Here is a 25892-nt window from a genome sequence, read left to right as displayed (position 1 = left end):
GGTATATACTCCCGGAGGAGAAAGCTGGGGTTCCTCGGCAGCAAAAGTCTTTGGGTAAATCAAAGCGCTGCATTCCCTCCCTGCTCTGTATTTTCAGGCATTTTTCTGGTGAAGATACCCTTCAGCAGCCCACCGAGCTCCTTCAGCGAACCGTAGTATCCCGTGATAATCAAGATGGATTGAGGGAAGGCAGCATAGAAAGCCGGTGCTATTTGGGTAAAGTAGAAGCTGTAGAGGGTCCTGTTCCCCAGAACGTAGAGCAATGCATACATGAGCAGGAAAACGTCTGTGGATAGGAGAAGGCCGTAGCTCTTGAGCTCGAACCCAGGCCTCTCCCTCTCGATGAAGTAGAGGGGGAGTGCGATCAGAGAGGAAACGAAGACTGGAACGTATATGATCGGGGAACCTGAAGCAGGTATGTCTGGATTGTATGATAGGTAGAAGGGGCTCCAGCCCAGGATCCAGTCGATGGGTGTGCTGGTTGGCGGTCCAGGAGGCCTGCTCTGCATGTGCCAAGCAAGAGCGGAGCGCAGCTGGTCTATGACCCAAAGAGCCCCGTAGTGGCTGGCGAGCGGAATGAAGACCAGAGCTCCGGTCAGGATGGGCAATCCTACCGAATAAGCCAGAGCCTTTAAGTAGAACCTCCTCTCCCTAGAAAGCCAGATCATGAGGAAGGGGACGAGGAAAAGCCCGCTGTACTTTACAGTCCCGGAGAGGGAAATGAACAGCGCGGAGAGGAGCGGTCTGTTGTATGCGTAGAAGAGCAGGCCCAGGGCTGTGAAGAAAGCTAGGTGGATGTCGAGCATTGCAACGCTCCCCATGTTCTTTGTTAGCGGATCGAGTGCAGCTGCTGCGGATGCAAGTGATACTCCGAAAATGCCGGAGAGCCTCCACCCTATGAGTCCCGCGATTACGACCAGAAGCCCGGCCTCGATCACTCCGGGGATCCTCCATGAGACGGGCCTGTCTCCTAGAGTCACCATTGAAAGGGCTATGATGTACTTGGCCAGGGGCGGGTGCTCCGGGTTGACATAATCGAAGACTCCGCTGTTGTCCGGCATGGGGTAACCGGGAACTACTTTAACGATGTCAGAGCATACATCGTATGGAGACATGCTCTCAGGCAGAGCCACTGCTAGTGCATAGCTGTTGCGGTAGTCATCCTTGAGAATCGCTCCTCCGGATCTCTGCACTGAGAGCTCGCATGAGCTCACGGCATCGCTGCTGCTGAACTGGATGTTGTATCCGAAGAGAGTGCCGTTGTAGAGGTAAACCGTCTTCAGCCCCAGGACCTCGTTGGCCAGAAGCCTCGAGCTTGGAACATACCAGATCTCGTCGCTGACGTAGCCCTGGAGGGAGGAAGCCTGCTCGTATGTTAAGAATATTTTCACACCGGAAAGAGCAATGATGATGGCGAGGCTGATAACCGCAGCCGCTCTGCCCCTCGGCTGGAGAGCCCTTCTCAGCCAATCTCCCCTCAAAGACAGCATCCCTCTTTGAAAAGTATGTCTTTTTTAAGCGGAAGTGCATTAAAAATTTTTATCCTCGTTACGAAAAATGCTGAATAATGCTCGGGGGTCACCATGCCTAGGAAGAAGGATTCGGAGGATGTGGTGCTCGAGGAGGGCGATCTGAAGATATTGAGGGCTCTGGCTGAGAATTCAAGGGGGAGCCTGAAGGAGATTTCCGATGCTGTTGGGATGCCCATCTCGACGGTCTTCTCTAGAATAAAGAAGCTCGAGCATGCGGGTCTGATAAAGGGATACACTCTGAGCGTCGACCACAGCAGGCTCGGCTACAAGATAACCGCTATAATCCACTTCAGTGTAAACGGCCCCTACCTGGAAGAAATAGAGAAGATGCTGGCTTCTAAGGAGAACGTCATATTCCTGTACGACGTTACTGGAGACTTCGACATAATAGCTGTTGCCAGGTTCAGGAGCATCGAAGAGCTGGACAGGTTCGTCAAGGACACGCTGAAGAACCCCCATATAAAGAGGACGACGACGAGCATTGCCCTGAGGGTTGTGAAGGAGAGCCCAACTCACGTCCCCCTCTGACGGTTTCTCTTCCAATTCCTTGAGATGAAGAGGTAATGTCCATCAGAAAGCTCGGCAGGGCCCTCACCATCGCTTCCATAGCTTCTGCAGCTTTAGCAGTTGCAATGGCCCTGTTAGCCTTCTTCCTCACAAGGGAAAGGGGGCACATCATTGAAGCGCTGATTTTCTTCATCGCTCTCGCTGTTGTATTGAAAATGAGAATTTAGAGGCCCGGCACCAGCTTGGAGCCCCTGCGAGCCCTCTCGGCGCTCACTGGGAACTCCAACGCGGCTGGCTTAACTTCCGGGATCTGACGAGACCGGGTGTTGCCCAGCCGCTATGGCCGGCCCGGACCAATTAATTTCTAATTCTTTCAGAGGTTTTTAAAGTTTGATGCCATTTGCTTCACTGAAATCCAGCAAGGAAAAAGCAATGCAACAAGCCATGCTCAATATCATATAGCGAAAAATTATATTTTTGTGCGGAGAGAGTTGTTCAAAAAACACCAAAGAGGAGCTTCTCAAATGGATAAGAGAATGAAGAGGGCGGCCGAGCTGTTAGAGAAGCTTCAGGGCATCAAGGCTCTAGCCACGGACGTGGACGGCACGATAACTGCGGATAGGAAGAGCTACTTGATCCCCCCAGAAGTCATAGAGGGGATGACCCTGCTGAAGAAGTCCGGAATAAAGCTCTTCTTCGTCTCCGCCAACGCTTTCCCCATCGTCTACGGTCTCGCCAGATACCTCGGGGCAGACGGCATCGTGGCCGAAAACGGATGCATTGTCAGTGCACTGGGGAAAGGGAGGGGGCCTCCATCTGTGACGGAGCTGTGCAGGGACTCGAACCGAAGCATTGCTACGTTCATAGCGGAGAGCTTTCCAGATAAGTTCAGGGAGTCCTGGCAGAACGAGTTCAGAAGGTACGATTTCGCCCTCGAGGTCCTCGACGAATCGCTGGACTCCGCGAGAATAAGGGAGCTCGTAAGCAGCGCTCTTGCGAGGACAGGACTTCATGACAGGGTCGATGTCAACTACAGCGGATATGCAGTGCACATAACCCCGAAGGGAGCTGGGAAGCTGAGAGGCCTCAAGCAACTGATCTCATCTTTCGGGATCCGAATGGATGAAGTGGCTGGAATAGGGGACAGCTACATGGACTGGGACTTCATCAGGGAGACTGGAGTTAAGGTGGCTGTGGCAAATGCCGATCGTGAGCTTCTGGAAAGAGCAGACATAATAACGGATTTCGACAGCGGCTACGGCTTCGCTCAGCTCTGCAGAGCACTTGCTGAAGCCAAGATGCTGGGGAACAGCTCCAGACCTCCCGAGGGGAAAGCGAAGGAAGACCTCTGAGGCAGCATCAGCCCCTCGAATAGATCCTCCGGAAGACCGAGAAAATCCTCCTCTTTATGCTCTCCTTATCCTCGGGTTCCCTCAGATTGACGCCTGCTGCATACTTGTGCCCCCCTCCCCCCATTGCTTTTGCCAGGAGGGATACATCGAGATTTTTGCTCCTGAGGCTTATCCCCTTCCCATATACGAAAACGTAGATGTCAGCCCCCATGCTCTTCTTCTTTTCGAAGAAGCTCTGTAGGTCGCCGGGGTGTATCTTTTCACTCGGATATAGGAAAACTATCTTCTTCTCGCCCACATTGAATAGCTCTGCCGTCTGGGCAGCCTTCTCCATGAGCTCCTCGTACTCGCTCATTGCTTGTTCGTAGAAAGACTGGGCCCAGCTGGGCCATATGTACCCGTCTATCCAGCTCTCGAGGGTCCTGTACCTTATGCCCCAGTCTCCCCACCTGAGTATTATCCTCCACTTTGAAGTTAGATCGAACTTGTTTGAGAAGGTGTCGTCGTCTTCGGCGAGCCTGACGAGGTCTTCGATGTGAGGAGGAAGCTGGTACCCCCTCAGAACCGTCTGCCTCAGCAGCTTAGAAGCGCATTCGGCCGACTGAGAAATTATCATCTCCATGTTCGGGCATCCCCTCGCTGAGCTTATCAAGGCATCATCCCAAATGTGGTGATCCACTATGTGGATCCCTACGTTGCACTTCCTGTCTTCCTTCAGTATTTTGCTGAGCACATCCTCTCCAATGTTGAGGTCAGTTATGTAGATTTCATCGGCCCTCGCCTTCTTGAGCTCCTTGAAGTAGTCGTACACCTTCGTTGTGCTGGAGAGCCTGATGTAGTCCCTCGAGACGCCGAAGGCTGTTGCCAGCATCGCTGCTGAGGCAATTCCGTCGATGTCCCAGTGAGATACTATCCCGATCAAATCTACCAGCTCCCAGAAAGAGATCAATTACTTATTGTATATTACTGACATATATATTTTACAGCTTAAAGCCTCGATATTATGCGAGGCCTCTTCCTTTATGAACAGACAGCTCTTAAGCATTAATTTGGCTGATTCGCTGAACCTCATTGTGGTTTTAAAAAGCTCTCACCACTACAACGTCAAATGCTCGCAATGCTGAAGAATCTTCCATTTTTTCTGCAGCGGAAAAAGATGAGAAATTTATTTATAGCGAAGCGACCAATTTAAATGAAGTTATCTACTGACGGCGGTGAAGGCTTTGACACTTGCGGATGTAGCAAGCATACTCTTTTGGCTGATATTCTTCTTGCTCATATTCTCACCGACAACATCTCAAGCTAGAATCAGGGCGGCCAGGGCGAGAATCCTCGCTTCTCTCGAAGCAAAGACCAAGATGAAGTTCATAACGATGATCCACAGGCAGGAAAGGGTCGGCATACTAGGGATCCCGGTCTACAGGTATATAGATGTCGATGACAGCGAAGAAGTCCTCAGGGCGATAAGAGAGACTCCGGAAAACGTCGGGATAGCCCTGATCCTCCACACTCCCGGAGGCCTGGTCCTCGCCGCCTCCCAGATAGCCCTCGCCCTCAAGCGCCACAAGGGAAAGAAGGTCGTGATAGTCCCTCACTACGCGATGAGCGGAGGCACGCTCATATCTCTCGCTGCTGATGAGATATGGATGGATAGGAATGCTGTTCTTGGACCCGTGGATCCCCAGATCCAGCTCCAGCAGTATGGAGCTCTTCCTGCCCCGAGCATTGTTAAGCTAGCGAAGTTGAAGGGGAGAAGGCCGAAGACATAACGCTGATAATGGCAGATGTTGCCGAGAAGGCCATAAAAGGGGTTCAAGACCTCGTCGCAGAGCTCCTCAGGGACAAGATGGGGGAGGAGAAGGCCAGAGAGCTGGCGGAGAAGCTCACTGGAGGAACATGGACACATGATCATCCAATCACCTACGAAGAGGCTGAGAAGCTCGGCCTCCCAGTTAAAGATCAGATCCCCCCAGAAGTCTACGATCTGATGTCCCTCTACAAGGCCCCCATAATGCAGAGGAGCGGCGTCGAGTACATCCCCTGGTCTCCCCAGAAGACTAGCAGGTGATTTGAGGAGCGAACAAGCTTCTTCCAGCTTTATTTTCAAATAGGAAATTAAGAGAGGGATCCCGAGGAAAACTTCAGACTGAAACCCTCCAGACTCCCTCTTCGGAATCGTAGACAACTTTCCCCTCGGAGAGGAGCTTCTTAAACAGAGATGCCATTTTCTCTGGAAGGGATTTTGCTACCTTCGCCGGATCCCTTTCATTGGTTCCAGACAGCTTGGACTGGAACTTGTCCCAGAAATCGGGATCTACCGCGATGTACTCACCCTCCAGCTCTATCACCACTGCCCCCTCCCTCTTCAGCTTATCGAAGAAAGCCTTCGGGTTCTTCAGCCATGTGAGTTCGCTCTGAAAGACAACCCCCTCTATGCTCAGCCTCTCTATGGCTGTTGCCCCTCTTCCTGCCTTCGACGGCCTAGCTGCCTCCGGCCTCGCCTCTGCCTCATGCGCCCCTCTCTGGACGGCCTCCTCCAGCTTCTCTATCCTCTCTCTCAGCTCAGCAACAGACCTTGCTAGCTCATCTATCTTCGCGGTGAAGGGGTTGACTATGTCCTGAACGGCTCTGGCAATGCTCTGAACGAGCTCCCTCTCCTTCGAAGATCCCTCCTCCTTTTCCTTAGCTTCTTTTTGCGGGAGCACCTGCGCCTCAATCTGCTTGTGCTCGGAGAGGGCTAAGCTCTTCATGTATTCCGAAATGCTTTCGAATCCCCTAGCGGCGGCCCTGCTCTTAAGCTGATTGAACTCCTCCTCTGTCAACTTTATTGTAACGATGGGCAAGCCTTCTCACCACTATGGAGGGGCAGGAAGCCTCCCCTTCTCTCTGCTCTTCGCTACCTCAGCTGCCTCTCTGAGTATTGACTCGACCTCCCCACCTGCGTCTACTGAAACGGGAACAGATCCCTCGAACTGGGCGTAGGAACCTATCTCAATGCCCAACTCGTTCAGCTTCTCCTCAAAGTCGCTGAACATGAGGGAGAGCTCCGGAGCAGCTTTCGAGAAGTTCTTCTTGAGATCTGAAATGAGCGGGATTATCTCCTTTGCCATGTCGACCGTCGCGTTCATGTCGAGCATGGTCTCGAACTTCACCCTCACCCTTTCAACCGAGATCCTCATCGACTTGATATTGGCGAGTATCCTCTTCCTCTCAGCTAGCTCGGCAGCGACCTGCATGGCGAACTCCTTTCCATAGAGCTGATTTATCCTCATCAGGTCCTGCATCTTCTCCTCTATTCCGCTTTCGAGCTTGCTCTCGATGAACCTCAGCTTGTTTTCCATTATCCTAAGAGATGCTATGGCCCTTGCAGTCTTCTTCCTGTCGAGCTTCTTTCCGAACAACTCTTAGCACCAGAGGAAAAGCAGAATTTTCGTTGCCTCTGCAGTATATTTCTGTGAAATGGTATTTAAAAACTAAAAGACGCTTTCATTTTTCATCTGAGCTTCATCTTCATCTTCCTTCTGGAAATCCTGGCGGATAGGATCCTCTCCCCCTCGAACCACCTGGCTCCGAGGTACAGAATGACTACGAAGTACAGAATATTTGCGGCGAAGCTGACGATGATCGGGGTGCTCCACCCCTGGAAAGACGCTTTGAGCGCTATCAGCGGGGTTGAGGCTGGGATGAGCGAAATTGCGATGACAGCGGAGGTGCTCAGCTGCGACAGGTCTATGTACATGAGAAGTATGTAGGGAACCAGGATCGGAAGCCAGGCATATGAAGCCATGGCCTGAGCTTCCCTCACGTTGCCGGCGAGCGATGCTATCACAATCGATGCCGCCAGGATGAAGAGGAGGGAGAGGAGGATGCCTAGGCCCGCAGCGATGATCGAAGCTGGGCTCAATATGGATAGAGTCCCCGCGAGCTGCAATCCTCCAGCCCCAGTCTTCGAGAATATGGAGCTGATGTAGTAGTAGAATCCGACACCCATTCCAACCATTCCTATCAGGGAGAGGATGAATGCCCCGAATACTTTCGAAAGCAATATCTGGGTCCTCTTTATTGGAAGAGAGAGCAGTATCTCCAAGGTCTTCTCCTCCTTCTCCGTCCCCATGCTCGAAGCCGCCAGGCTGGATGCTATCGAAAAGACCATTATAGGTGCTACAATGAGCATTATGGAGCCAGTGAGCAGAGAATTCACGAGCGCTAAGCTGTACTCTTTTCCTCCAAGGACTGCAGTTTCGTTCAGAGAAACGAGATGGAGGAGCGATGTTGCGTTCATGTCGGGGTATGCTCTCCATAGAAGGCTCATCAATATCTGCTGCTGAAATGCGCTCACCGCAGATGAGAGAGAGGAGAACTTGACCGTAGAGGAAATGCTGAGGTCTCTCACGTTCTCATAGGATGATATGATGGCCCCCCTGCCCGAGGAAATGTTGGCTGAGAATCCCGCTGGTATAACCAGGACCGCATCATATGATCCCTTCTGGAGCAGAGAAGAGATCTGAGTTCCCGGAGGGTAGAGCTCAACAGTCCCGTTCGGAAATGACTTGAGGAAGCTGACGAAAGCTTTCGAGAGCTCTCCCTCATCGTTGTCCACGACAGCTACCTTCAATCCGAGGGTTGCTGACTGGACAGTTTTCTCCGTTGCATATCCCATGACCGAGCCAAGGAGGATGAAAATCACCATGGGAGCAACTATGAGCAAAACGAAAATCCTGGGATCCCTCAGCATCTCCTTCGTCTCCTTTGCTATTAGAGTCTTCAGCGAACTCTTCACTGCGATATCGCCTCCATGAAGGCCTCTTCCAGGTTTTGAGCCCCGTACCTGCTTATCAGCTCCGCAGGCGTGCCCAAATCAGCAATTTTACCATCATGTATGAAGGCCACTCTATCGCACAGGAACTCCACCTCAAGCATGTTGTGGCTACTGAGGAGGACGGTGATCCCCCACTCCTTCGCCCTTTTCTTGATCTCCTTCCTCAGCTGGAGGGAGTACAGAACATCTATCCCGCTGGTTGGCTCGTCCAGAATTGCCAGCTTCGGCTTGATCATGAGGGTTCTGGCGACCTGCAGCCTCCTCTTCATCCCCTTGCTGTAGGTCTTTATCCTCTCCTTCAGCGCTTCGCCCAAACCAGAAATTTCCATGCCTATTTCCACAGATTCCTCTCCTGAATCGTACAGCGAGGATATGAACCTCAAATACTCTATGCCAGTCATATAAGGATATGCGCCAGCATCTTCTGGGAGGTAGCTAATTAGCTTTCTGACTTCCTCAGCCTGCCTGAGAACATCTCTGCCGTAAACGCTAACTCTTCCTCCGCTGGGCTTCAGAAGCGTCGCGATTATTCTGAGAGTCGTGGTCTTTCCTGCTCCGTTTGGGCCAACCAACCCGAAGATTTCCCCCTGCTTCACTTCGAAGCTCAGCCCCTTCACAGCTTCCTTGTCGCCGAACTTCTTCACGAGATCTCTGACTTCAACTGCTGGAGCCGACATCAGAATCATCTCATTTGAAGCTATAACTTCATCGAAGCATTTAAACTTTAAAACCATGCCTTGAGAGAGAAGGAGCAGTTAAAGAGCTTCGAAGCAGAACAGCGTGCTTTCGATGAAACTCAGAATTTTCGAGAAAGCACAAAACTCAAAGCATCACTTCTATATATAAGTTGTCAACTATTTCCCTGTATCTGTTCCTAACGGCGACATCAGTAAATGTTCCGAATGCTGCAGCTATATCTCTCTGGTTCCTCTTCTCTCCCATTATTGCCGAGGATATGTAAGCTATGGCAGCCGCAACCGCTATGGGCGACTTCCCCTGGACCATGTTCGTCTTCTCCATGGCGTTGGCCAGCCTGTACATGAGCTTTTCCGCTCCCTTGCTCAGTTTGAGGGCCGTTGAGAATGCGGGAACGTAGTCGATTGGACTGGTGAGCTTTGCGTTTATCTTCCCCCCACTGAGCTCCACGATCTTTCTGTATGCGTACCTCGCGCTCTCCTCCTCGACCTCGAGCGCATTCATGATCGATGAAAACGACCTAGGAATCTTCGAGATTCTGCTGGAAATGTAGAGAGCTGCGGCAACGTAGGCCCTCATCTTCTCCCCTCTACCCAGCCCAGCCTCTACGACCTTTCTGATCAGAGTTGAAGCTGTTTCGAGGACGACCTGGGGGAGGCTCAGCATCGAGGCGCCCTCCTTCAGCAGAGTCAGGGCAGCTATCATCCTCTTGTTCTCTCTCATCCTCGTTGAAGCGATCCTCCTCCTCAATATGTACATCTTCTTCCTCTGCGAGAACTTGAGCCTCCTTATATCAGATTCGCTTATCGTCGTGGATATACCGTAGTCGTGCATAGTCCTTGTCAGGGGGGCGCCGACCCTCGAGCGGAGCTTCCCATCGCTGGTTGCGAACTCCCTCCATTCGGGCCCCAGGTCGAATATGCTTCCCACTACCTCCCCAGTAGAAACGCAAATTATTTCCCCTCTTTCCTGGTCCACTACTACCTGAGGACACTTGCCTTCATGTTCGTGAGCATCCGATGAGCTCAAATCACCTTCTCCTCCGGGCAGGCCTTCTGGAACCATAGCTCGTGAACGTGACCTTCTTTCCGATGAGCTTGGATAGATCCATATCTTCGCGAATTGCTATACCGAGGGCTAGAGGGGAGTCCACATTTCCAATGATGTCTGCCACCTTCCCTATTGGGCTCAGATCCGGCGAGAGGATCGCGTCCCCTATCTGTGGGATATCCTTTCCCTCAAGCCTAACAAGGAACCTCTTCCTGTCGATGACCTTCTCTATTTTTCCCTCTAGCCTCATAGAAAGCCCTGCCCGTTCTAAAATACTTTCATTTCCGTTTTAAAACAGGTCTGGCGGGTATTACAATTGTTCCGAAGATTCCCCTCATTCTCATGAAGTTTACTTTCGGACAGCTCTAGTCCTGTCAATATCATGTATTACCACGCGAAATGTTTATATAATACTTTCTCCGCAGCAGGACCCCCCATTCTTTGGGGGGATTATGGAGGATTGCTCGAAATAGCGCTGGATCTTCCCCACGAAGAGAAGAATGAGCCAGCACAGTTCCAGGGTCAGCGAAAAGAGCGTTTTCGCAGCTTCTGTGGGAGAAGGGTTCGTCTTTCGGAGCTCAATAATTTCCTCTGAAAGAGTAAGCCAAAATGCTTTTTCCATTTAATGCTCAGTAACCGAATCAAGCGCCCCGGGTTCCCTGCTCCTGTGCCCGAATAGGAGGATTCTGCCTGCCCTTCTTCAGCTCCTCAGCTATCATCAGGAGGACCTTCCTCTTGCTCCCTCTCTTTTCCACGATCACCCTTTCCTTCTCCTCCCACCACTTCTTAGGGTACTTCTTCTCCTCTATAGAAGGATTCAGCCCGAGGCGCTCCGCGGCAGATGCTATTTCCTTGGCAGAAGGTTTGGGAATAGAGTGAGAGAGCGGGACCTTCCTTCCCATCCCTCTGGAAGCGTGAGAATCAAAATACGATGGGTAAACCACAACTTTCTTTCCAGAAAACTTCCTCGTGCTCTCCAAAAGGGTTTCCCTGCTGAGGGATCACTTCAACAGAATTGCGTTCACAACTCCGTCCTGTCCGGGCCTTGATATAACGACTGCCTTCCCAGACTCCACTTCGATCACAGTCCCTTTCGTTATTATCCCTCTCCTCGCATATTCCTTGTTGCTGGGGGTCTCGAGGACTCTCAGTATCTTCTCAACTCTGACCTTCTTCTCTCCTCTATCTATGACGACTGCCCTGCTCGCCTTCTTCAGCCTGACCTTCAGAGTTCCTCCCCTTCCCTTCTCTACGCTCCTCTCCTCCTTTTCAGCCAGCTTAGTCTCCACCGGAGCTCCCCCAAGCAGGGCCTTCCTCTTCACCTTGTAGTTTCTGCTCTTTCTCCCTCCGCTGGGCTTCTTCAAATCGTTTTCCTGATAGATCCCCATACTTCAAATCCCTCTCTGATGCATAGAGACATTTTTCAAACGAGGTTTTAAACATTCTCCGTGGAATAGCAAAACCTTAATTCTCTCAGAGGAATATAAATGAGTGGGCCCCAGCTCGCATCGGGAAGTGTTGCCGGTTGTCAAGGAGCGTTAGGATACTCAGCATCCTCACCAGGCCTCTCTACAGAGTTTACGAGAGATATCTCTGGGAGCAGATAAAGGATGGGAACATGCCCCAGCACATAGCGATCATCCCCGACGGAAACAGGAGGTGGGCTAGAAAGCAGGGAATCGAGGATTTCTTAGGGCACAGAGCTGGGTATGAGAGGGCCCAGCAAGTCCTGGAATGGATCTGGGAGCTTGGAATAAAGGCAGCTACAATATATGTTCTGTCGACTGAGAACTGCCTGAAAAGAAGCGCCGAGGAAAAGGAGAACATATTCAATCTCCTTTCCGAGGCATTGGTGAAGCTGAAGACAGATGAGAGGATATTCAGGTCCAAGGTGAGGGTCAGGGTAATAGGGAACTATGACTTGTTACCGGAGAGGGTGAAGAAGCTTGCGAGGGAGGTCGAGGAGGCAACCGCTGAAAACAACGAGAGGATCCTCAACATAGCCGTCTGCTACGGAGGGAGGCACGAAATAATTGAAGCGATAAAGTCGATAGCCTCCGACTACAAAGAGGGAAAAATCAATATCGAGGACATAGATGAGAGGCTGGTGAGCAGCTATCTCCTTACAAAGGACTCACCAGACCCCGATCTCATAATAAGGACGAGTGGCGAAGAGAGGATAAGCAATTTCCTGCTGTGGCAGAGCGCATATTCTGAGCTCTACTTCACTGATGTCTACTGGCCTGAGTTCAGGAAGATAGATCTGTGGAGGGCAATCCGCTCTTACCAGAAGAGAAAAAGGAATTTCGGCTCGTGAGCGCGTATAGCAAAAAAAGAGATCCCCATGACAAAAACGAACTTCAGACTTTCCTCTGCGCCTCCATAGTTAATCTGCTCTGATGAGCCAAGGCGAGCGATGCTAACAGCATGCTGGCCCCCAGCAGTTCAGCGATCAGGAGAGCTTGGTCTCCGGACTTCGCTGCGGTGGTTGAGCCGGAGAGCAGCTGAGCCCTCTTGTCTGGGAAGACCTGTATGGTTCTGAGGTCTATTGAGTAGCCGTACAGCATGACTCCCTCTCCTCTCGCCTGAGGCCAGTCGACATAATAGCTCTGATAGGCGTGCTTCTCCAGCTGCTCAAACGTGAAGATGGTCGGCACGAGGTCTATGATGTACTGCTGTATCTGGTAGTACTTCTGATACCTCTCAGTCTGGTTTATCGTCTGGAGGGCATCCATTATCATTGAGTCCAGCTTCGAGTCCATCAGCCACTCGTTCTGCTCCCATGTTCCCAGGCTCTTGCTGGAATATCTAGCCAGCAGGAGTGGGCCTATATCGTTTATGACAGGGCCGTCGAAAATTGAAACTATGTTGGGCGAGCTCGAGAGGTTAGCCATTTCCTGGACAACTGAGAGCCAAGGCTTCTTGACCACGTTCACAGTTATGCCGAGCTGCTGCATGTTCGCTTTGAAGAGGAGGGCCACTTTCTCCTCATCTGGAACCTCAGCAACCCAGTGATACTCGACCGGATACTTGTCGAGCTGACCGTAGTACTTGCTCTGCTTCAGTGCCTCCAGAGCTTTCTGAGGATCATAAGTGTAGCACGTTGCGTTCGGGAGAGATGCGGGCAGGCTCGGCGCTATCGGCCCGCAGGCCCTCGGGCTGCCTGGGAATATCTGGTTGATCACCGTATTGTAGTCGAAGCCCCACGCCAGCGCCTTTCTGAAGTTGATGTCATCCGTCGGTGGGAGCTTGGTGTTGAGCATCAGGTAGAAGACATCGCCAGAGGGGATGTTGGCTATGCTTATCCCCGTCACATTGGATAGGAAGTCGTAGTTCTCCTTTGGCTGCCACTGATCCGTTATTTCCAGCTCCCTCTTCATCATCAAGGTCCTCACGGTTGAGGGGTCAGTCGTCCCAATGAATATGGCTGTGCTTGGAGCATTTGGCTTGAGGCCTGCCCAGTACTTGTCGAACTTTTGGAGGACCACTTGGGACTCCAGCTGGAAGCTCTTGACCATGTACGGCCCGCTCCCGGCATCATGTGTGAGGAGCCAGGTCCTACCGTAGTCGCCGTACTGCCCGTAGTTGTACTGCGTGCTATTGTAGACTATGTGCTGCATCACCAGCTTGCTGTTTAGGATGTAGAACCTCGTCAGTGCATCGAGGAATGGGCCGTAGGGAGACTTCAGCTTTATGACCACCGTGTAGTTGTCAGCAGCATAGATCTGGTCCACATACGGCAGAAACAGATAGGAGAAGCCCTCCTTTATGGTCAGGAGCCTGTTCATGCTGAAGACGACGTCATTCGCAGTCAGCTCGCTTCCATCGTGGAAGAGTATCCCTTTCCTGATGTGGAAGGTCCAGGTCCTTCCATCATCGCTGACATTCCAGCTCTCAGCAACCCAGGGTATCACGCCTCCCCCAGGCTTTGGATAGACGAGTGGATCGTAGAGGTTGTTTATGGTTGTTGCGCTTGCATAGTCATTTCCGACCGCAGGATCTATGTAATTTGGCCAGGCGAATGACACCCTCAGGACGCTTTCCCCTGTTGCCTGTGTGGTGCTTGTTTGAGTAGCAGAAGTTGTGGTCTGGGTCTGCTGAGTTGTAGTAGTCTGAGTTGATGGGCCACGGCTCAGAATCAAACCAGCTGCTATGGCTATTACTACAATGGCTACTACTGCCACCAATACAAATCTTGAAGAAGGCATCTGCATGATCACCTTAAAGCGTTGGTGAATTGGGAAAAGGAGCCCATATATTTAAATTTTTTGTTACAATTAGAACAGATTTTTTATATTATTCTAAATAATTTATAATATAAAAAGTTTTTTAAAGACTTCTATCCCACTCTTTTCTCAACCACTTTCCGGGGAGAGAGAATTGACCGATCGGAGGGCCGTGAGGATAGGAATAGACATCGGCGGGGCTTTCACAGATCTCGTTGCATATAACGAGGAGACGGGGGAGCTCGTATGGAAGAAGGTCGAAACAACTCCATGGGATCCTTCGGAAGGAGTAATCAATGCCCTGGAAAAGAGCGGCATTGACCTCAAGAGCTGCTATGCTTTCATACACGGGCAGACCCTTGTCATAAACACAATCCTCACGAGGAGCGGGGCGAAGGTAGGGCTCATAACGACGAAGGGATTTAGAGACGTCCTCGAGCTCCAGAGGTCCAACAGAAGGGACATGTACAACTTTCAGTACAGGAAGCCCGAACCATTCGTTCCTAGGTATCTTAGGAGGGAAGTGACCGAGAGGATCCTGAGCGATGGTTCTGAGCTCGTTCCCCTGAACCAGGAGGAGCTCGAGAGAGAGGTCAACTTCCTCGTTGAGCAGGGAGTCTCCTCCCTAGCCATATCATTCTTCAATTCGTATGCCAACCCATCCCACGAGAGGGAGGCAGCAGAAATCATAAGGAGGAAGCACCCCGATCTGAGCATCACTGCGAGTCACGAGATAACGAGGGAGTGGAGGGAGTACGAGAGAACTTCAACAGCAGTTCTCAATGCCTATGTAAAGCCGAAGATGAGGAGCTATTTGGAGAAGCTCGAGAAGGCTCTGGTCGAGAGAGGCTTCAAGGGGACGAGCTTCGCCATGCTGAGCAATGGGGGAATGGCCACTTTCAGTTACGTTGCGGAGTACCCGATCTACAGCGTGGAGTCGGGACCTGTTGCTGGAGTCATAGGAGCCCTCCAAATAGCCAAGCTGATTGGAGAGAGGAACATCATAGCACTTGATGGAGGGAGCACCACAACAAAGGCCAGCCTCGTGGAGAACCTCACTCCAAAGGTCACGACGGATTACTACGTAGAGAGGGACAGGTGGAGGTCGGGGTACCCCATAAAGGTCCCTGTCGTTGAGACGGTGGAGATAGGTAGCGGCGGGACGAGCATCGCGTGGATAGATGAGGTGGGGAGCCTGAGGGTCGGTCCGAAGGCAGCCGGAGCTTCTCCTGGCCCAGCATGCTACATGAAGGGGGGAACAGAGCCTACTGTGACAGATGCCTATGTCGTTGCTGGGATCTTGAATCCTCAACACCTCTTGGCGGGGGAGCTCAAAATAAGCAGGGAAGCGGCGCTGAAGGCAGTGGAGAAGATCTCTTCCTATTACAAGATCACTCCTGAGGAGGCCGCCTGGGGGGTGATAAGGATAGCCAACGAGAACGCTTCGAGCATAATTAGGATCATCAGCATACAGAAGGGCTACGATCCCAGGGAGTTCTCTCTGATAGCATATGGGGGATCCGGCCCTCTGTTTGCGCCATTCATAGCGAGAGAGCTGGAGATGAGGAGCGTAGTTGTTCCCGCCGTGCCTCCGGGGGTTTTCTCAGCATGGGGGCTTCTGGCCACAGACATCAGGCACGATGCCATAAAGACGGACATTGTCCGTTTGGAGGAGGGAGAGGCGCAGAAGATCGAGGAGAACTTCGCTGAGCTGGAAAGCAGGATAATGGAGATATTTGAGAAAGAGGGGCTCGCCGGCAGAGAAGTGGTTTTGGTGAGGTATGCCGATCTGAGGTACTATGGGCAGGAGCACACAGTGAAAGTTCAAGTTCCCTTCAGCAGGATCGGGAGGGAGGAAGTTGAAAAGATCAGATCAATATTCCACGAGGCTCACAGGAAGGAGTACGAATTCAGCCTTCCTGACAATCCCGTGGAAATAGTGAACTTCCACGCAACTGGATACGCTGTTGTCAAGAAGGTTCAGCTCTCGGAGAGCGCGGAGGGAGGCCCCTCTTCCATCGAAAACTCTCTTGTGGGGAAGAGGGATGTTTTCATGGATGGGAAGAAGGAGAGGATTCCCGTCTTCTCGAAGCCCCTAATCCCCGCAGGCAGGAGGATCGAGGGTCCAGCGATAGTTGAGGACCCCACATCCACCATGCTCCTGCTTGAGGGGATGAACCTCATCAAGGACAAGTACGGCAACTTGATAGCGAGGTGGAGCAGATGAGCTCAGATCCCTTCACGCTTGAAATACTGAAGAGGAACCTCGTCGTGGCAGCAGAGGAGATGTTCTACGCTTTCGGAAGGACAGCCATGAGCCCTGTGATATACGAGGTGCTCGACTATGCTGTTGGAATAGCCGATGGAAGGGGGGAGCTGGTAGCTCAGGCTCCCGGAGTCCCGGGATTCTCGGGAGTCCTCGACTTTGTAGCTAAGGAAGTCATGAGCAAGTTCGGAAACGAGCTCAGAGAGGGCGACATCATAGCAAGCAACGTTCCGTACACCTCCGGCACCCACCTTAACGACGTGGCTCTGGCGATGCCTGTTTTCTACAGGGATGAGCTGGTCGCGATCATTCTGAACAAGGGGCACTGGAGCGAAGTTGGAGGGATGCACTTCGGCAGCTGGACGAGCGACAGCACCGAAATCTTCCAGGAGGGAATCCTGCTTCCGGCTATAAAGATCTACAGCGAAGGGAAGCCCAACAGGGATGTGCTCGACCTCATTCTCGCCAACAACAGGCTTCCCAGGCTGACCAAAGGAGACATGGAGGCTCAGATAGCCAGCATGAAGGTCGCAGCAAGGAGGGTGAGAACTCTCATCGAGAAGTACGGCCTAGATGCTGTGAAGAGGGCCATGGAAAAGGTGATCGAGGACGGGGAGAAGGCAGCTAGGCTGAGGCTGAGGGAGCTGCCGAAGGGGACATTTGAGGCTGAAGACTACATCGACGATGACGGCTTCGGAAACAGCGAGGTCTACGTGAGAGTTAAAGTGACGATAGAGGATGATTCCTTCACAGCAGACTTCACTGGAAGCAGCCCGCAGGTAAGGGGATCGATAAACAGCCCATTCCCCGCGACCGTTTCCGCAGTCAGGGAGACCTATATGGCTGTGACCGATCCCCACGCCGAGCCAAACGGAGGGTTCTTCAGGCCTGTCAGGGTCATAGCCCCAGAGGGGACAATATTCAACCCTCTCCCTCCTGCCCCAACCTCTACATATTGGGAGAGCATGGCCTATGCCACGGACCTCGTCTGGAAAGCCCTTGCCCCCCATGTACCTCAGAGGCTCTCCGCAGGGCACTTCCTCTCTATCCTTGCGACAATCCTCGGAGGAACGGACGACAGGACGGGAGAGCCCTTCGCTATAGTAGAGCCGCAGCCGGGGGGATGGGGTGGATGGGAGGGAGGAGATGGAGAGAGCGGCCTCGTTGCCTGCGGAGATGGGGAGACTTACATAGCGAGCAATGAAGTCTACGAGAGGAGGCACCCGATAATGGTTGATAGGTTCGAGCTGAACGTAGCAGACGGAACTGGACACGGCAAGTTCAGGGGAGGCTTCGGCGTCAGGAAGGACTACAGAGTCCTCACCTCCAGAGCATATCTGACTCTATCGATCGGGAGGAGCAAGTTCCCTCCATGGGGGGTGAACGGAGGGAGGCAGGGCACTCCCAACTATGCAGTGATATTGAAGAGAGACGGGGGAGAAATGAAGGTCAGGAGGATTGCAAACTACGAGATGCTGAAGGGTGATGTTGTGAGCTTGAGGAGCGGCGGAGGAGGAGGATGGGGGGATCCGCTGGATAGAGATCCAAAGCTTGTGGCGTGGGATGTCAGGAACGAGTACATCACCCTGCAGCAGGCGAGAGACATATACGGGGTAGTTCTCGATCCGAGAACGCTTGAAGTCGACTTCGAGGCAACAGCCTCTCTCAGAAAGAGCATGAGGGAAAGGGGTGGAGATTGACCTGGGCGAGGTACATAACTAAGAGGATCCTCAGCCTTGCATTCGTGCTGTTCGGCCTCTCCATCCTCATCTTCTTCATCTCGAGAGTGCTCCCCGGCGATCCAGCGAGGCTCGCTCTTGGACCGAGGGCCAGCCAGGAGGCGGTAGAGGCCCTCAGGAAGCAGCTGCACCTCGATCAGCCGTACCTGATCCAGTATGTTTACTGGCTGAAGGATGCTCTTGCTGGGAAGCTTGGACAGTCCCTCTACACCTACAGGGATGTGTCCCAGGACATAAAGGAGTTCTTCCCCGCAACACTGGAGCTCGTCATTTACGCGGCGATATTCGATGCGGCTGGCGCAATAACTCTCGGAGTCCTGGCAGGGAGGCATGCCGGTAAGATGATAGACCACTTGACGAGGATCCTCTCATATGTGAGCGTCGCTGTCCCGAGCTTCGTCTTCGCAATTTTCCTGCAGCTGATATTCTCCTACTATCTTAACCTGCTTCCTGCCTACGGAAGGCTCTCAGAGGGCGTATCTCCTCCCCCCACGATAACCGGGCTCGTGACCATTGACTCGCTCATAACAGGAAACTTTTCGGCCTTCATTGATGCACTCAAGCACCTCCTACTCCCGAGCACCGCTCTGGCCCTCGGAATGATGGGGCAGGAGGCCAGGATCACCAGAACCAGCATCGTTGAGAACTCCCAGAAGGAGTTCATCCTCAATATGGAGAGCCACGGAATATCGGAGAGAAAGATAATGTTCAAGTACCTGCTGAAGCCCAGCCTCATACCAACTGTCTCAGTGTTCGGTCTGGATATTGCAGGAACCCTGGCAAATGCCTTCCTCGTGGAGACCATATTCAACTGGCCGGGATTTTCCAGGTACGGAGTTGATGTTATGCTGAGAAAGGATCTGAACGGAATCGTCGGAGTCGTCATGATGGTTGGCCTGACCTTCGCAGTTATAAACCTGATCGTCGATCTGGTCGTCGCTTATCTTGATCCCAGGATCCGCTTTTCCGTCGGAGGGAAGTGAGCGGTGCGTCCCCTGGACTTTCTCATGCGCAGGCTTCCCCAAGAGAGGAGGGAGGAGCTCAGGAGGAGGTGGTACAAGTTCAAGAGCAACCCCCTCTCTCTCCTGGGACTTGCCATAGTCCTCACCGTTGTCTTCGGGGCTATCTTCGCTCCTTACATAATACCGTATCCGGAGAGCGTTGGGCTGTACATGAACTTCAGCCAGGCATTTCAGCCGCCCAGCCTCCAGCACCCGTTCGGAACAGACGGCTACGGCAGGGACGTGCTCAGCAGAACCATATACGGCTTCCGCTACAGCCTCCTCCTCGCTGTGGTCGTGCTGAGCATCGTGGTTGCTCCTGGTACCCTTCTCGGCATGATTGCTGGATACTACAGAGATACAAAGATAGAAACAGCTATAATGAGGCTCACCGACATCTTCCTCGGAGTGCCCCCTCTCATACTGGCTCTGGCAATAGCGAGCGTCCTCTCGCCCAACCTGGTAAACTCCATGATGGCCGTTACCCTTATGTGGTGGCCGTGGTACACGAGGTTGGCATACAGCTCGACAAGCTCCATAGTTAATGAACCATTCATAAAGGCAGCTCAACTGATAGGAGCGAACCTCAGGCACATCCTGTTCAGAGAGATATTTCCGAATATAATGGGAAGCATTCTGACCAAGGTCACCCTCGACGTTGGGTGGGTCATATTGATAGGTGCCAGCTTGAGCTTTCTTGGCCTAGGAGCCCAGCCGCCAACTCCCGACCTCGGCACAATGGTTGCGGAGGGCGCGAAGTACCTCCCATACTACTGGTGGGTCACAGTCTTCCCAGCTGGAGCGATCGTGTACATCATACTCGGCTTCAACCTCCTGGGAGACGGAATAAGGGATGCTCTTTCCAGCGACTGAGGTGGATCTGCTTTGTCTGAAAACCTGCTCCAGATAGGCGGCCTTCACGTATCGTACAACGTCTATGGGATACGCTACCACGTCCTCAACGGGGTCACCATGTCTGTTAAGAGGGGGGAGAAAGTAGGAATAGTGGGTGAAAGCGGGTGCGGAAAGACCACTACCCTCAAATCAATTCTCAGGATACTCCCCCCGAATGCCATCATTGAAGGAGGAGACATAGTTTACAGCTCAAAGAGCATACTAAAGATGAGCAAAAGAGAGATCGCGAGGCTGAGGAGGACGAAGATCTCTATGATATTTCAAGATCCAACGGCAGCTCTGAATCCGGTATTCAGGATAGGAGAGCAGCTCTTCGACATAATAAAGGCGAAGCACGAAGAGGAGGGGAATGGAGTGAGCATGAAGGAGGTGAAGGAAGAGGCTGAAGAGCTGCTGAAGCAGGTGATGCTCCCTGAGCCTGAGAGGATCCTGAACAGCTATCCCTTTCAGCTGAGCGGAGGGATGAGGCAGAGGGTCATGATAGCCATGGCCCTCGCAAGCGCCAGCGAGCTCCTCCTTGCTGATGAGCCGACAACGAACTTGGACGTAACCATACAGGACCAGATTCTGAAGCTGATAAGCAGGATAGTGAGGGAGAAGGGGCTTTCAGCGGTCTTGGTCTCTCATGCGCTGGGAGCCGTAAGGAAGATGGTCGACAGGGTGTATGTCATGTATGCTGGAGCGATAGTGGAGGAGGGGAGGGCAGAGGACGTCTTCGGGAACCCCCTCCACCCCTACACTAAGATGTTGCTGGCGAGCGCTCCAAAGCTGACAGGAGGAGGGATAGCGGAGGGGATCCCCGGGAGAGTCCCGGACTACAGCTCACCACCTCCTGGATGCAGGTTCCACCCGAGGTGCCCCAGAGCCATGCCGGTCTGCCGCTTCAAGATTCCAAAGATGATCGAAGTTGAGCCCTCGCACAGGGTGGCCTGCTATCTATACCAAGAAGGCGGTGAGAATGAATGAGAGAGATCCTCAGGATTGAGTCGCTCACCAAGCACTTCAAGACGTCGAAGGGAATAGTCCACGCTGTGGATGACGTCTCCTTCACAGTGCTCAAGGGCAAGACGTTCGGCCTCGTTGGGGAGAGCGGCTCAGGTAAGAGCACGACGGGACACTTAATAGCTGGGATATACGCTCCAACAAAGGGGAAGATCCTGTTCGACGGCATTGATATAAGCGTAGAAACCAGCAAGAGGCCCCTCTCGGTGAAGAAGAGGATCGGTATGGTGTTTCAGGACCCGAGCACAAGCCTGAATCCAAAGCAGACGATAGAGGAGATCGTCTCCCTTCCACTGAAGATCCACATGAGGATTGTTCGGTATGATGAGATGAGGATGAGGGTGAGGGAGCTCCTCGAGAGAGTGCAGATACCTCCAGATTTCATGCACAGATACCCCAGAGATCTTGGAGGGGGAGAGAGGCAGCTCGTAGCTATAGCAAGAGCCTTGGCGAGCGAGCCCGATCTCATGATACTGGACGAGCCGACAAGCGCCCTCGATGTGAGCGTTCAGGCCAAGATAATAAACACGCTCATGAAGCTGCAGAGGGAGATGGGGCTCACCTACATATTCATAACGCACGACTTGAGCCTCATGAGAAACGTCGCGGATGAAGTTGCGATCATGTACTTAGGCAAAATATACGAGATAGCGGAAGCGGAGAGCTTCTTCAGAAGCCCCCTGCACCCCTACACAATGATGCTCTTGTCCTCAATACCAACACTGACCGATGAGGAGGAAAAGCTGAAGCCGAAAGGCATAGAGCCAAGGGGCGAAATACCGAGCGCAGTGAACCCCCCGCGGGGATGCCGCTTCAACACGAGGTGCCCCTTCGCAAAGGAAATATGCAGAACTGCGGAGCCTCCGATGGAGGAAGCAGGAAGCTCAAGGAAGGTCTCCTGCCACTTCTGGAAGAATATAAGGGACTCAGGGGCCGCTTAGCACTTTACGCTCCATCATTCAATTGACTGTTGCTCTTTCCCGATCAAAGTCTTCGGACCTCGATCCCCCTCTCTCCCGCTGCCCTCTCGACAGCCTCTCTGAATTCACGGTTTCCTGCCTTCTTCTCCATATATACAGAGGAAATCCCCTCGTAGTTCTTTTCGAGGACCTGCTCCAAGACTTTCTCGCTGATCCCCTCTTTGATGGCATATCTGGGGACGATGTGCCCGAAGCACGCGGAACCGCTGAAAGTCAGCTCGGAGAACCTCTCGCTGTAGTGGCCGCCTCCAAACCCTACCGCCCCCTCACATTCTGGGAGGGAGTCCTCCTGGAGCAGTTGGTCGGCCTCGTAAACGACCTCAGCAACCAAATGATGCAGATCCTCCCTCCTCCACATATCCTCACTGCTCCCGATCTCTATGAATGACAGGGGCTTCGCAACGCCTGTTGGACCGTGGTGAGTGGCCTCGTAGGAGACCTTGAGCTCTCCGCTCAAGCCTCTTGAATCGACCTTTTCCTTGAGCTTCTTAAGGAGGAACCCGTTGAGCCTCGGGAAGCTGATTGAAACCTCCTCCTCTCTCCCGCCAAGCAGAGCCTGCTTTAGCAGATTTCCGGTGGAGTGGACGGTGAGGCAGGGTATCTCGGTCTCGCTCCTGTGCTTGGAGAGGACCAGAAAGGCATCGAACCCTTCAAGTTCGTTGAGAAACTCGAACTCAACGACGCTCTGGGGAAAACCCCTGATCTTTTCCTCCCCAACCATCTTGCTGAGCTTTTCCGCTATCCCCGAACCAGCTATATCCTTCGTGCTGTAGACATATAGGATCCTCATCTGCTCCACACCGAACCTCTTTTCCCTCAGCTTCAGCTTCATAGCAGACTTAGGAATTTAAGGTTTTTCTGCAGAGAGACAAAAGAGCCTACTCAGGGATGGATCCAGAAAAAGTTTTTCCTCTTAGATGCAGAAATATTAGAGCTAGGAGCTTCAGCTCTGCACTGATGCTGGTAGGAAGCAATGATAGAAGGCTTCATAGGAAAGCTCGGTAATGCGTACTGGATGGTCAGGGGATACTACACAGTCTCAGGCAGGGTGCTTGCCCTTCCCAGGTACCTTATCGGAGAAAGCGGGTATGCTGTTGTGAAGGAGCCCGAAGCTGCAGTTGAGATCGCTGAGGAATTAGCTCCTGGAACGATCGCGTACGCCGAATGCTACGGCAGGAAAGTCCCCCTCCTCGAGAGAGAGGAATTCGAGGCAGTTCTCGATCCGAGGCAGGGGCCGTCTTTGAAGAAAGGAAGGATATCCGAGGCTGCTGAGGAGCTCCTGAGGATTCTGAGGAAAGAGATTGGAAGCGAAGATGTTGGGGTGACAGGAGGACTGCTCCTGGGAAAGCAGACGAGCGATATAGACGTAGTAGTTTACGGGAAGGAGAGCAGCATACGGGCATATGAGGTTCTTGGAGAGGAAAGAATTCTGGAACGATACACGCTTGACGAGGCCATGAAGCTTCTCGAGAATAGAGGTCAGAGAGCCTTTGCCGAAAAGCTTGTTGAAAGGGAGGCGAGGAAGAGGCTGCAGGGGAAGTTCATGGGATTCGATGTTTACATAAGGCTCGTTCCTGCTCACCCGGACAGCCCTGTTGAGTGCCGCAGGAGGGTGATCAAGGCAGGCGAGGTGAAGAAGGTCGTGGAGATCACCGATGCTAGAATGGGGTACCTCTATCCATGCAGTTACGAGGCGAAGGACCTCTCAACCGGAGAGGAGATCACCGTGTATTCAGATAGGGGGAGGTTCTGCGAGCTCTTCTCCGAGGGGGAGAGGGCCCTTGTAGCAGGAGAGAGGGAAATAGTGGAGGAAGAAGGCTCAACCAGGGAAGCTGTCTATCTGTGGAGGGCGGAGCACTTCGCTATTCCAGTGGATGAAGAGAGGCGGTTCGAGTGAAGCTCTCGAGCAGAGGGCGGTGGAGGGCTGAGATGATAGGAAGCTATGTTGAATCCCTCGCTGTTTCAAGGCCTCTCGGCGTCAGGCCGGCCTTTCTTGGGGTGAAGCTCGTCTCCGAAGACCTCGGGGAGGCGAAAGCTTATGAAGGGAGCAGGCTGCATACTCTACTCTCCAGAAGAGAGCTCGATGGCGAGCCCATCTTTCTGAACTTCACCCACTCTCCAGAAGCCCTCCTCAGAGCTTTTACAGGTGAAGGGATATCTGTCCGCTGGGACCTCTTTCCCCCGAGGATAGAGGAGGCCCACCTCGTTGTGAGGGCAAAGCTAGAGAGCTATGAAGAGGGAAGCCCAGCCAAGATGCTCCTGAGGCTCGGCGAAGAATGGGTCGATGAGAGCTCATTCTTCCCCCTGACGAGGGCTACTGGGCTGGTAGCGGAAATCCTGATAGAGCTCAGCAGGCTAAATTTTGGGGACAGAGAGGAGAGGGAGGAGCTCCTGGCAACCCTGAAGAGAAGGCTCAGGAGGGTCACCGATAGCAAGGAGATCTTCGAGCTCCTCGAAGAGGCTGAGGAGAGGGTGAGGGGAAATTGGAGGAGATGAGGAAAGCAATTGCAAGAGCTGCCTCTCTTGCGATAATGCTTGAGCCGACAGGCTGGGGGGTTGGCGGCAACGTCTCCAGGACGATGGATCATCCGGACAAAACCCTCCAGGACTACATAGTTCTCGGCTACGAATTCGGAGAGAGGATAGTAGATGAAGCATTGGCTGAGGATGGAAGCGGCACCAGGTTCCTGTATCTGATAAAAGAGCAGATGAGGAGATTCGGGACAAACCTGGCCTTCGGAGAGATATTCCTCCTGTACCTGAATGCCTACGGGGCTCTCAGAATGAGATCGCTGGATCCAGATGCTGCTGCTGAGGGAGCGATAAGCCTGCTGGAGACGATGGAGCCGAGGAACTATCTTGAAGCGATCTCGGCTTCAATCCCAAGGTTCATTGGAAGGTTCTCATCCTCGCTGATCCCTTCGCTCACTCCTCCCATATCCTCGGATTTAGCTGAAGGAAGGCTGAGCATCATCCTCAGGCTCAATCCTCACGACCCAGTTTCCTGCGAAGCGACGAGGGGGTTCCCCTTCTCGCGGAAGCTCTACAAGGATCTTCTCGAGGTCCTTTCCTGCAGAATCCCTCGGTCTCGCGATATAGATTCCATCTTCAGGAGGATCTGTTGCTTCTACGTTGACTACCTCGTCTACAGGAGGGATGGTCTTGAAGCTGCCGAGAAAGCTCAACAGGAGTGCTGCCGCGGGAAAGCCGAAAAATCCCTCGGCTCGATTTCAGATGTTGCAACATTAGTGCTCTTCTACTACTTTCTGAAATGCTCAGGAGGAGAGAGATAGATGTCCAAGAGATCCCTGAAGGACTTCATTGAAAAGAGGGAGGAGGAGCAGCAGGGGGTGCTCGAGATCCTCGCTGATATTCAGGAGAGGCTGGAGAGAATCGAGAAGAGGCTCGAGAGAATCGAGGAAGCCATAAGCGAAATGAAGGAGAGCAGAGCAACTAGTGTGGGGAAGAAGGGGATAGAGGAGATGGAGGAAGCGCTTGAGCTGCTTAAGGTAAAGGGCTTCTTGAAGGAAAGCACTGATCTCTCAAAGAGCAGGAATAGGAGGGCGATAATAGAGAGGCTGAAGGGAATGGGAGCCCTCGAAATAAGGGGAAGCAGCGACACCTACATTGTGCACCCCAGAAAGTTCGAGGAGTTCCTTAAAATGCTCGAGGAAACGGGAGAGAGCGATCCCAATGCTGCGGGAGAGAAGTTCGGGGATCTCAGAGAGCTATTCAGCGAGATGCTGAGAGCCGGGCTCATATTTTTCGATGTTAAAGAGAAGAAGTGGAAGCTCATCAAATGAAGGC

The 25892-nt window shown here is 52.7% G+C and carries 26 protein-coding genes, 1 rRNA gene and 1 pseudogene; 15 read left to right on the top strand and 13 right to left on the bottom strand.

The features are described from left to right. Positions 1 to 59: 59 nt before the first annotated feature. Positions 60 to 1490 (bottom strand): hypothetical protein, encoded by a 1431-nt coding sequence (locus ACLGLO_RS00735; protein WP_492128508.1) that lies wholly within the window; start codon positions 1488 to 1490, stop codon positions 60 to 62. A 93-nt stretch (positions 1491 to 1583) separates the two neighbouring features. Here ACLGLO_RS00735 and ACLGLO_RS00730 point away from each other — a divergent pair, with 93 nt between their 5' ends. Beyond that, positions 1584 to 2060 carry an Lrp/AsnC family transcriptional regulator gene (locus tag ACLGLO_RS00730; protein WP_492128507.1) on the top strand — a complete coding sequence of 159 codons (477 nt, stop codon included), beginning with the start codon at positions 1584 to 1586 and terminating at the stop codon, positions 2058 to 2060. A gap of 35 nt (positions 2061 to 2095) precedes the next feature. Further along, positions 2096 to 2266 carry a hypothetical protein gene (locus ACLGLO_RS00725; RefSeq protein ID WP_492128506.1) on the top strand — a complete coding sequence of 57 codons (171 nt, stop codon included), beginning with the start codon at positions 2096 to 2098 and terminating at the stop codon, positions 2264 to 2266. A gap of 5 nt (positions 2267 to 2271) precedes the next feature. Here ACLGLO_RS00725 and rrf read toward each other — a convergent pair. Then, positions 2272 to 2390 (bottom strand): 5S ribosomal RNA (gene rrf / locus ACLGLO_RS00720). Positions 2391 to 2563: 173 nt separating this feature from the next. Here rrf and ACLGLO_RS00715 point away from each other — a divergent pair. Beyond that, the gene (locus ACLGLO_RS00715; RefSeq protein WP_492128505.1) at positions 2564 to 3391 is read left to right on the top strand and encodes a phosphoglycolate phosphatase; all 828 of its coding nucleotides are present in this window, start codon (positions 2564 to 2566) and stop codon (positions 3389 to 3391) included. 7 nt (positions 3392 to 3398) lie between these two features. On the opposite strand, the gene ACLGLO_RS00710 is transcribed toward ACLGLO_RS00715, so the two are convergent. Next, on the bottom strand, positions 3399 to 4313 hold the full coding sequence (locus tag ACLGLO_RS00710) for a DHH family phosphoesterase (RefSeq protein WP_492128504.1): 915 nt from the start codon (positions 4311 to 4313) through the stop codon (positions 3399 to 3401). Positions 4314 to 4605: 292 nt separating this feature from the next. Between ACLGLO_RS00710 and ACLGLO_RS00705 the strand changes: the two are divergent. Further along, positions 4606 to 5459, top strand: a pseudogene (locus ACLGLO_RS00705) (SDH family Clp fold serine proteinase). 73 nt (positions 5460 to 5532) lie between these two features. Here the strand turns inward: ACLGLO_RS00705 and ACLGLO_RS00700 are convergent. The 8 genes from ACLGLO_RS00700 to ACLGLO_RS00665 form a co-directional block, all read right to left on the bottom strand. Then, a complete protein-coding gene (locus ACLGLO_RS00700; protein WP_492128503.1) occupies positions 5533 to 6234 on the bottom strand; it encodes a hypothetical protein in 702 nt (233 codons plus the stop codon). 12 nt (positions 6235 to 6246) lie between these two features. Then, on the bottom strand, positions 6247 to 6792 hold the full coding sequence (locus tag ACLGLO_RS00695; RefSeq protein ID WP_492128502.1) for a hypothetical protein: 546 nt from the start codon (positions 6790 to 6792) through the stop codon (positions 6247 to 6249). Between the two features lie 92 nt (positions 6793 to 6884). Then, positions 6885 to 8171, bottom strand: a complete 1287-nt coding sequence (locus ACLGLO_RS00690; RefSeq protein WP_492128501.1) for an ABC transporter permease — start codon at positions 8169 to 8171, stop codon at positions 6885 to 6887. Beyond that, entirely contained in the window at positions 8168 to 8887 is a 720-nt protein-coding gene (locus ACLGLO_RS00685; protein WP_492128500.1) for an ABC transporter ATP-binding protein, read from the bottom strand. The genes ACLGLO_RS00690 and ACLGLO_RS00685 overlap by 4 nt, the downstream gene beginning before the upstream one ends. 145 nt (positions 8888 to 9032) lie before the next feature. Continuing rightward, entirely contained in the window at positions 9033 to 9935 is a 903-nt protein-coding gene (locus ACLGLO_RS00680) for a transcription initiation factor IIB (protein ID WP_492128499.1), read from the bottom strand. A gap of 1 nt (position 9936) precedes the next feature. Further along, the gene (locus ACLGLO_RS00675) at positions 9937 to 10206 is read right to left on the bottom strand and encodes an H/ACA ribonucleoprotein complex subunit GAR1 (RefSeq protein WP_492128498.1); all 270 of its coding nucleotides are present in this window, start codon (positions 10204 to 10206) and stop codon (positions 9937 to 9939) included. Between the two features lie 391 nt (positions 10207 to 10597). Further along, positions 10598 to 10936, bottom strand: coding sequence for a signal recognition particle protein Srp19 (locus tag ACLGLO_RS00670; protein WP_492128497.1), 339 nt, complete (start codon positions 10934 to 10936; stop codon positions 10598 to 10600). Between the two features lie 21 nt (positions 10937 to 10957). After that, positions 10958 to 11344 (bottom strand): 30S ribosomal protein S8e, encoded by a 387-nt coding sequence (locus tag ACLGLO_RS00665; protein WP_492128496.1) that lies wholly within the window; start codon positions 11342 to 11344, stop codon positions 10958 to 10960. A gap of 137 nt (positions 11345 to 11481) precedes the next feature. Between ACLGLO_RS00665 and uppS the strand changes: the two genes are divergently transcribed. After that, the gene (gene uppS / locus ACLGLO_RS00660) at positions 11482 to 12273 is read left to right on the top strand and encodes a polyprenyl diphosphate synthase (RefSeq protein WP_492128495.1); all 792 of its coding nucleotides are present in this window, start codon (positions 11482 to 11484) and stop codon (positions 12271 to 12273) included. A gap of 43 nt (positions 12274 to 12316) precedes the next feature. On the opposite strand, the gene ACLGLO_RS00655 is transcribed toward uppS, so the two are convergent. Beyond that, entirely contained in the window at positions 12317 to 14164 is a 1848-nt protein-coding gene (locus tag ACLGLO_RS00655) for an ABC transporter substrate-binding protein (RefSeq protein ID WP_492128494.1), read from the bottom strand. Between the two features lie 172 nt (positions 14165 to 14336). Here ACLGLO_RS00655 and ACLGLO_RS00650 point away from each other — a divergent pair, with 172 nt between their 5' ends. The 6 genes from ACLGLO_RS00650 to ACLGLO_RS00625 are packed head-to-tail and all read left to right on the top strand — an operon-like array spanning position 14337 to position 22046. Next, complete coding sequence (locus ACLGLO_RS00650; RefSeq protein WP_492128493.1) at positions 14337 to 16409, top strand: hydantoinase/oxoprolinase family protein; 2073 nt, start codon at positions 14337 to 14339, stop codon at positions 16407 to 16409. Continuing rightward, a complete protein-coding gene (locus ACLGLO_RS00645; protein WP_492128492.1) occupies positions 16406 to 18148 on the top strand; it encodes a hydantoinase B/oxoprolinase family protein in 1743 nt (580 codons plus the stop codon). Before ACLGLO_RS00650 ends, ACLGLO_RS00645 begins: the two co-directional genes overlap by 4 nt. Beyond that, positions 18145 to 19170, top strand: a complete 1026-nt coding sequence (locus ACLGLO_RS00640; protein WP_492128491.1) for an ABC transporter permease — start codon at positions 18145 to 18147, stop codon at positions 19168 to 19170. Before ACLGLO_RS00645 ends, ACLGLO_RS00640 begins: the two co-directional genes overlap by 4 nt. A 24-nt stretch (positions 19171 to 19194) precedes the next feature. Then, entirely contained in the window at positions 19195 to 20061 is an 867-nt protein-coding gene (locus ACLGLO_RS00635; RefSeq protein WP_492129187.1) for an ABC transporter permease, read from the top strand. A 12-nt stretch (positions 20062 to 20073) separates the two neighbouring features. Beyond that, on the top strand, positions 20074 to 21069 hold the full coding sequence (locus ACLGLO_RS00630) for an ABC transporter ATP-binding protein (RefSeq protein WP_492128490.1): 996 nt from the start codon (positions 20074 to 20076) through the stop codon (positions 21067 to 21069). Beyond that, positions 21066 to 22046, top strand: coding sequence for an ABC transporter ATP-binding protein (locus tag ACLGLO_RS00625; RefSeq protein ID WP_492128489.1), 981 nt, complete (start codon positions 21066 to 21068; stop codon positions 22044 to 22046). Before ACLGLO_RS00630 ends, ACLGLO_RS00625 begins: the two co-directional genes overlap by 4 nt. 43 nt (positions 22047 to 22089) lie before the next feature. Here the strand turns inward: ACLGLO_RS00625 and ACLGLO_RS00620 are convergent, their stop codons facing one another. Further along, positions 22090 to 22917, bottom strand: a complete 828-nt coding sequence (locus ACLGLO_RS00620) for a D-aminoacyl-tRNA deacylase (protein WP_492128488.1) — start codon at positions 22915 to 22917, stop codon at positions 22090 to 22092. 141 nt (positions 22918 to 23058) lie between these two features. Between ACLGLO_RS00620 and ACLGLO_RS00615 the strand changes: the two genes are divergently transcribed. Genes ACLGLO_RS00615 through ACLGLO_RS00600 form a run of 4 tightly spaced genes read left to right on the top strand, consistent with a single transcriptional unit; the run spans position 23059 to position 25888 of the window. Continuing rightward, the gene (locus tag ACLGLO_RS00615; RefSeq protein WP_492128487.1) at positions 23059 to 23982 is read left to right on the top strand and encodes a hypothetical protein; all 924 of its coding nucleotides are present in this window, start codon (positions 23059 to 23061) and stop codon (positions 23980 to 23982) included. After that, a complete protein-coding gene (locus ACLGLO_RS00610; RefSeq protein ID WP_492128486.1) occupies positions 23979 to 24581 on the top strand; it encodes a hypothetical protein in 603 nt (200 codons plus the stop codon). The genes ACLGLO_RS00615 and ACLGLO_RS00610 overlap by 4 nt, the downstream gene beginning before the upstream one ends. Next, the gene (locus tag ACLGLO_RS00605) at positions 24578 to 25378 is read left to right on the top strand and encodes a triphosphoribosyl-dephospho-CoA synthase (protein WP_492129186.1); all 801 of its coding nucleotides are present in this window, start codon (positions 24578 to 24580) and stop codon (positions 25376 to 25378) included. Before ACLGLO_RS00610 ends, ACLGLO_RS00605 begins: the two co-directional genes overlap by 4 nt. Further along, positions 25379 to 25888: a hypothetical protein gene (locus ACLGLO_RS00600; RefSeq protein ID WP_492128485.1), complete on the top strand. Its 510-nt coding sequence runs from the start codon at positions 25379 to 25381 to the stop codon at positions 25886 to 25888. The last annotated feature ends 4 nt before the right edge of the window (positions 25889 to 25892 follow it).

This window comes from Fervidicoccus sp. SLHALR4 (assembly GCF_058692745.1).
Note: the sequence above shows the minus strand (reverse complement) of the source record. Positions and strands in the feature narration are given on the sequence as shown.